Genomic DNA, 6,004 nt, shown 5'->3' on the forward strand with positions numbered 1-6,004 from the left:
TGTACACTAGTTACTATTATATAATTTGTTGATAGAAATTGGATTTATGTAATTTCTATTTTATATGTCCATCTATATTATAACACACTACAGCAGGTAAACCACTAAATAAATATGTTAAATAAATCAAACTTATCATCAAAAAAAATAACTTTAAGCTATGAACATATAATAGTTGCCTGAAATCTTTAATGAATTTACTCATTATAATTTATAGTCCGATTTATTTTTTCTTTCTGAATTGTCTCTTGATGTTGTAGGTAAGAACTCCCCATATGAGGAAGTTGTTTTCCTCTGTAATCTTAATCGGAGTATATTCCTCGTTGGCCGGAACAAGCCAGATGCACTTTTCCTTATCGTCAAAGCGCACTGTCTTCAGCGTGAACTCTCCATCGATGAAAGCTACAACGATGTCACCGTCCTGAGGTTCCAAGGCCTTGTCTATGACAAGCAGGTCGCCGTCATCAATACCACAGTCCTTCATGGAATCTCCTGAAGCACGGGCATAGAATGTTGTGGCCGGATGACGTATGAGTTCCCGGTTCAGGTCTATGCTGTCAGTCATGTAGTCCTGGGCCGGTGAAGGAAATCCAGCTCTCACACCCTGGTCTGCAAACGGCAATGACAGTTCGCTGCTCAGGTCAGCAGAATACATGGTAAGTTTTATGTTCATCCCAGAAGTCCTTTCTCCAGCATTTCCTTACGAAGAAGTTCTTTCTCTACTTCAGTCATATCAGCCAGTTTCAATCTGTGGGGATTCTGTCTCTGATAACCCTTGACATCCTCAATCACATTCTGGAAGTCATACAGAAATTCGCGAGAAGCACCATGTCTTCTGTAGATTTCAATAGCTGCTTCCAATACTTCTACCGTACAGGTATCATCATCTTGAAATATAGTAGCAGGTATTTGATTTACGACGCATTTTCGTAATAAAGCAAATTGATACATAATGTTTGTTTGTATTTCAAAATTTAACTTCTAATTATCGTGGCATATTTGTCATCAGATTCTTATAATAATTCATCAATTTTGCAAATATAGTGTATAATTGAAAGCAGTCACTCATATTAATTAATTTCTAGTAACAAATAAGTTTAATATTCAGCTACTTATGATAATCGAAGCATATTACTTAAAAAATGTCATTTCACGAGGATTACATCATCAAGATTGGATGTGTACTGTTTGCTAATATGTTCACTTTATAGCGTTGCGGCCGTTCTTACGATTGATGCAGTGCTGGAGAAGCAGTAGGAGGATAATTCAACTTGTTCAAGAAAAGAGGTCGAGGGGATTGGTATGTTATTTTAGATAACTTTACCGCTTGCGTTAGGTATGTTTGTCCCCTGTCTTTTTGATACAGTTCTCCGATCTCCGATCATGAGATCAGCAGGTGGATTTTCTAAAGTTGTTTTTCACTTTTTAGAATGTACTAAAACCTTTCTTTTATAAGCAAATCCTCTATGCCATTGAATGGAAGTTTAGAAAAGCTTGAAATCCTTCTTCTTCAACAGGGTTTGTCCGTTATGAAATCCGTCGTATATGTGGACTATGATTCTCTGTCATTCATGCTGTCACTGGTAGAGAAGAGTGAAGGCTCGGGCTACCTTTGCCGGAAGAATCAAATGCCGTTTTTCCGCTGTTTTTTCTTTGTCGCAATCCCTTTCCGATGTAACGTAACGACACCCGATGTCACGCATCGTCAGTATTGTAAATCAATAAATTATACGTTATATATTCGTGGTCGAAATCATTTTTTGTCTCACCAATTAAAAGTTTCGACACATGAAAAAAAGATTCTTTTTTGCAGCCATGATGCTGCTTGCAACGACAGGGGCTTTCGCTCAGGGTAACGGTATCGGCGGTATCACTGAAGCCACCAACATGGTCACTTCCTATTTCGATCCGGGAACCAAACTGATTTATGCCATCGGAGCCGTAGTCGGCCTTATCGGAGGCGTGAAGGTCTATTCCAAGTTCTCTTCGGGAGATCCCGACACCTCCAAGACGGCAGCCAGCTGGTTCGGCGCCTGCATCTTTTTAATCGTAGCCGCCACAATCTTACGCTCATTCTTCCTCTGATTATGGCGGAGTATCCTATCAACAAGGGAATCGGCCGCAGCCCTGAGTTCAAGGGGCTGAAAAGCCAGTACCTGTTCATCTTCGCCGGCGGACTGCTCGCCCTGTTCGTCCTGTTTGTCATCATGTACATGGCAGGTATCGACCAGTGGGTATGTATCGGTTTCGGTGTCATCTGCGCTTCGGTGCTTGTCTGGGTGACTTTCCGCCTGAACGCGAAATACGGTGAATGGGGACTGATGAAATTGCAGGCGCTGCGCCGACATCCCCGCTACATCATCAGCCGGAAGGGTTTTCTCCGGTTGATTTGTCCAACCCCGAAAAAACGAAATGTATGAGAAATGTAATGAAAGCCGCTACGCTGGAAAGCCGGTTTCCGCTGATGGCCGTCGAGCACGGGTGTATCATCAGCAAGGATGCCGACATTACCGTGGCCTACAGGGTGGAGCTGCCGGAAGTGTTCACACTGACACGCGCCGAGTACGAGGCCCTCCATTCCACATGGGCGAAGGCTGTCCGGGTTCTACCGAACTACAGCATTGTCCACAAGCAGGATATCTTCATAGAGGAGAGTTACAGACCTGACATCTGCCGGGATGACCTGAGTTTCCTCAGCCGAAGCTTTGAAAGGCATTTCAACGAACGGCCGTACCTGAACCATACCTGCTATCTGTTCCTGACTAAGACCACGAAGGAACACAGCCGCACGACAAGCAGTTTCAATGCCCTCACGCGCGGGTTCATCATCCCCAAGGAGATGCAGGACAAGGATACCGTTGCACGCTTCCTGGAATGCTGTGGGCAGTTCGAGCGTATCGTGAACGACAGCGGTCTGCTCCGCATGGTCAGGCTGACGGACGAAGAGATTACCGGTACGGAAACCTCCGCGGGCATTATCGAAAAGTATTTTTCGCTTTCGCAGGAAGATACGGCCAGCCTGCAGGACATCACTCTCGGAGCCGGGGAAATGAAGGTCGGCGACAATGTGCTCTGCCTGCATACTCTTTCTGAAACAGAGGATTTGCCGTCATCCGTGGGTACGGACAGCCGTTATGAACGGCTGTCCACGGACCGCAGTGACTGCCGCCTGTCCTTTGCCGCACCGATAGGGATACTGCTCACGTGCAACCATATCGTGAACCAGTATCTCTTCATAGACGATTCGGCGGAGAACCTGAGGAAATTCGAGCAGACCGCCCGCAACATGCACTCGCTGTCCCGTTACAGCCGTTCCAACCAGATCAACCGTGAATGGATTGAGGAGTACCTGAACGAGGCGCACAGCAAGGGACTCACTTCCATCCGTGCGCACTGCAATGTCTTTGCATGGAGCGACGACCGGGAGAAGCTGAAGCGTATCAAGAATGATGTGGGCAGCCAGATTGCCCTGATGGAGGCCAAGCCCCGCCATAACACGGTTGATGTGCCGACACTCTTCTGGGCGGCCATTCCCGGCAATGCCGGTGATTTTCCGTCTGAGGAAAGCTTCTACACCTTCATCGAACAGGCCCTGTGCCTGTTCATCGGGGAAACTTCCTACAAGGATTCGCTCTCGCCGTTCGGCATCCGCATGGTGGACCGTCTGACCGGAAAGCCTGTCCATCTGGACATTTCCGACCTTCCGATGAAGAACGGTACGATTACCAACCGCAATAAGTTCATCCTCGGACCTTCGGGCAGCGGAAAGTCATTTTTCACCAACCACATGGTACGCCAGTATTACGAACAGGGAGCGCATGTGCTGCTGGTGGACACGGGAAATTCCTATCAGGGACTGTGCAGCCTTATCCATGCCCGAACGCATGGCGAGGACGGCATCTATTTCACCTATGAGGAGAGCGATCCGATAGCCTTCAATCCTTTCTACGTGGAGGACGGTACTTTTGATATCGAAAAAAAGGAGTCCATCAAGACGCTTATCCTTACCCTGTGGAAACGTGATGACGAGCCGCCGACACGTGCCGAGGAGGTGGCGCTCTCCAACGCGGTCAATCTCTTTCTGGAGAAGATACGCACGGACAGTACCGTGGTTCCGTCCTTCAACACCTTCTATGAGTTCATCCGCGACGAGTATCAGGAAATCCTGAAGACCAAGCGTACACGGGAGAAGGATTTTGACGTGTGGGGATTCCTGAATGTGCTGGAACCTTATTACAAGGGTGGCGAATACGACTATCTGTTAAACTCCGAAAAGCAGCTTGATCTGTTATCCAAACGCTTCATTGTCTTTGAGTTGGATAATATCAAGGACAACAAGGTACTGTTCCCGATTGTCACCATCATCATTATGGAAACCTTCATCAACAAGATGAGAAAGCTGAAAGGTATTCGCAAAATGATTCTGTTGGAGGAGGCATGGAAGGCCATCAGCAAGGAAGGTATGGCGGAATATCTGAAGTACCTTTTCAAGACCGTCCGAAAGTTTTTCGGAGAGGCTGTTGTCGTTACCCAGGAGGTGGAAGACATCATTTCGTCACCCATCGTCAAGGGAACCATCATCAACAACAGCGACTGCAAGATTTTGTTGGACCAGAGGAAGTATGTCAACAAGTTCGATGAAATCCAGTCCCTGCTGGGTTTGACCGATAAGGAACGTGCCCAGATTCTCTCCATCAACATGGCCAACAGCCCGTCCCGCAAGTACAAGGAAGTGTGGATAGGTCTTGGCGGAACACAGTCGGCGGTCTATGCCACCGAGGTCTCGCCGGAAGAGTACTACACCTATACGACCGAGGAGACGGAAAAGCTTGAAGTAATGCGGCTTACCCGGAAGCTGGGTGGCAATATCGAGCTGGCAATCAAGCAGCTGGCCGAGAGCAAGAGGAAAAAGTGAAATCATTTATCAACCCATTAAACTTCTGAATCTATGTATAGCGATCTGGAATCTAATGAAAGCAAACGCCGTGAGGTCGTGTCATCCCTCTACTGGTCCCTGATGCAGGGCTGGAATATTCCTCTTTCCATACAGGAGTATTACGGACTCACGGAGGATTACCGTCTGTTCCATCAGCTTGAAGGGATGGCTCCTGACGAATACCTGCGGAAGAGACAGACGGGGGAAGTACCCGACATTCTGGAGGTGGATGCAAGACTGACACACGCGGTGGAGAAGATTTTTGAAAGTGTATGTCCCCGTCCTCCGGCTGAATACCTTGACAAGCTGAACGGGGAACTGGAGAGGCTGGGCAGTATTGCCGCCTCGCCGGGTTCCGTACATGACCCGATACATATCCGCCCGGATTTTCTTGTGAAATACGGCATTGACAGGAGCAGTCCGGAGGATGTGATACGGAAACAGGCGGAGAAGGCTTACCGGGAACTGGATGTCCGATTTGTCAGGATGACCGGCAGACGTCCCTATGCGGACGAGTTCTTCAGGAATATCAGGCCTGCCCGCACGGTCTTCTCGGAAACAACACTGCGGAGGAAACCGCACATCACCGTCCGTCCTAAGCCGAAAGGCCGCAAGATGGGACTCTGAACTAACGGAAAAGATTTATCAACCATTAAAGATTAACGACATGAAGAAAAGAATTCTGACAGCCTTATGCTGTATCTGCCTCCTTTCGGCAGGCAGGGCACACGCCCAATGGGTAGTGACCGATCCCGGGAATCTTGCCCAGGGCATCATCAATGCCGCCAAGAACATCGTCCACACGTCCTCGACGGCTGGCAACATGCTCAACAATTTTCAGGAGACGGTCAAGATTTACAAGCAGGGCAAGGAGTATTATGATGGCCTTAGGAAGGTCAAGAATCTGGTACGCGATGCCCGCAAGGTGCAGCAGACCATCCTGATGGTCGGCGACATCACGGAAATCTATGTGACCAGTTATGAGCGTATGCTCAGTGACCCTTATTTCACCCCTGAGGAACTGAGTGCCATCGCCCTCGGCTACACGAAGCTGCTGGAGGAGAGTGC

Annotated in this window: 7 protein-coding genes; 5 read left to right on the top strand and 2 right to left on the bottom strand. The window is 48.0% G+C overall.

The annotated features are described in order from the left end of the window. Positions 1-223: 223 nt before the first annotated feature. Together ACZMIG_RS11775 and ACZMIG_RS11780 are read right to left on the bottom strand one after the other, a co-directional pair. The gene (locus tag ACZMIG_RS11775; RefSeq protein WP_487889599.1) at positions 224-673 is read right to left on the bottom strand and encodes a LexA family protein; all 450 of its coding nucleotides are present in this window, start codon (positions 671-673) and stop codon (positions 224-226) included. Further along, positions 670-861: a hypothetical protein gene (locus ACZMIG_RS11780; protein ID WP_487889600.1), complete on the bottom strand. Its 192-nt coding sequence runs from the start codon at positions 859-861 to the stop codon at positions 670-672. Before ACZMIG_RS11780 ends, ACZMIG_RS11775 begins: the two co-directional genes overlap by 4 nt. 927 nt (positions 862-1,788) lie before the next feature. Here ACZMIG_RS11780 and ACZMIG_RS11785 point away from each other — a divergent pair. The 5 genes from ACZMIG_RS11785 to ACZMIG_RS11805 all read left to right on the top strand — a co-directional run. Beyond that, positions 1,789-2,085, top strand: a complete 297-nt coding sequence (locus ACZMIG_RS11785; RefSeq protein ID WP_005801791.1) for a DUF4134 domain-containing protein — start codon at positions 1,789-1,791, stop codon at positions 2,083-2,085. A gap of 2 nt (positions 2,086-2,087) precedes the next feature. Then, complete coding sequence (locus tag ACZMIG_RS11790) at positions 2,088-2,420, top strand: DUF4133 domain-containing protein (RefSeq protein ID WP_005801790.1); 333 nt, start codon at positions 2,088-2,090, stop codon at positions 2,418-2,420. Then, positions 2,417-4,915, top strand: coding sequence for a TraG family conjugative transposon ATPase (locus ACZMIG_RS11795; RefSeq protein WP_487889601.1), 2,499 nt, complete (start codon positions 2,417-2,419; stop codon positions 4,913-4,915). The genes ACZMIG_RS11790 and ACZMIG_RS11795 overlap by 4 nt, the downstream gene beginning before the upstream one ends. A gap of 33 nt (positions 4,916-4,948) precedes the next feature. After that, the gene (locus ACZMIG_RS11800) at positions 4,949-5,563 is read left to right on the top strand and encodes a hypothetical protein (protein WP_487889602.1); all 615 of its coding nucleotides are present in this window, start codon (positions 4,949-4,951) and stop codon (positions 5,561-5,563) included. A gap of 40 nt (positions 5,564-5,603) precedes the next feature. Further along, positions 5,604-6,004, top strand: a 401-nt coding sequence (locus tag ACZMIG_RS11805) for a DUF4141 domain-containing protein (protein WP_487889603.1), incomplete at its 3' end; no start/stop codon positions are given.

The organism is Xylanibacter sp., assembly GCF_057607445.1.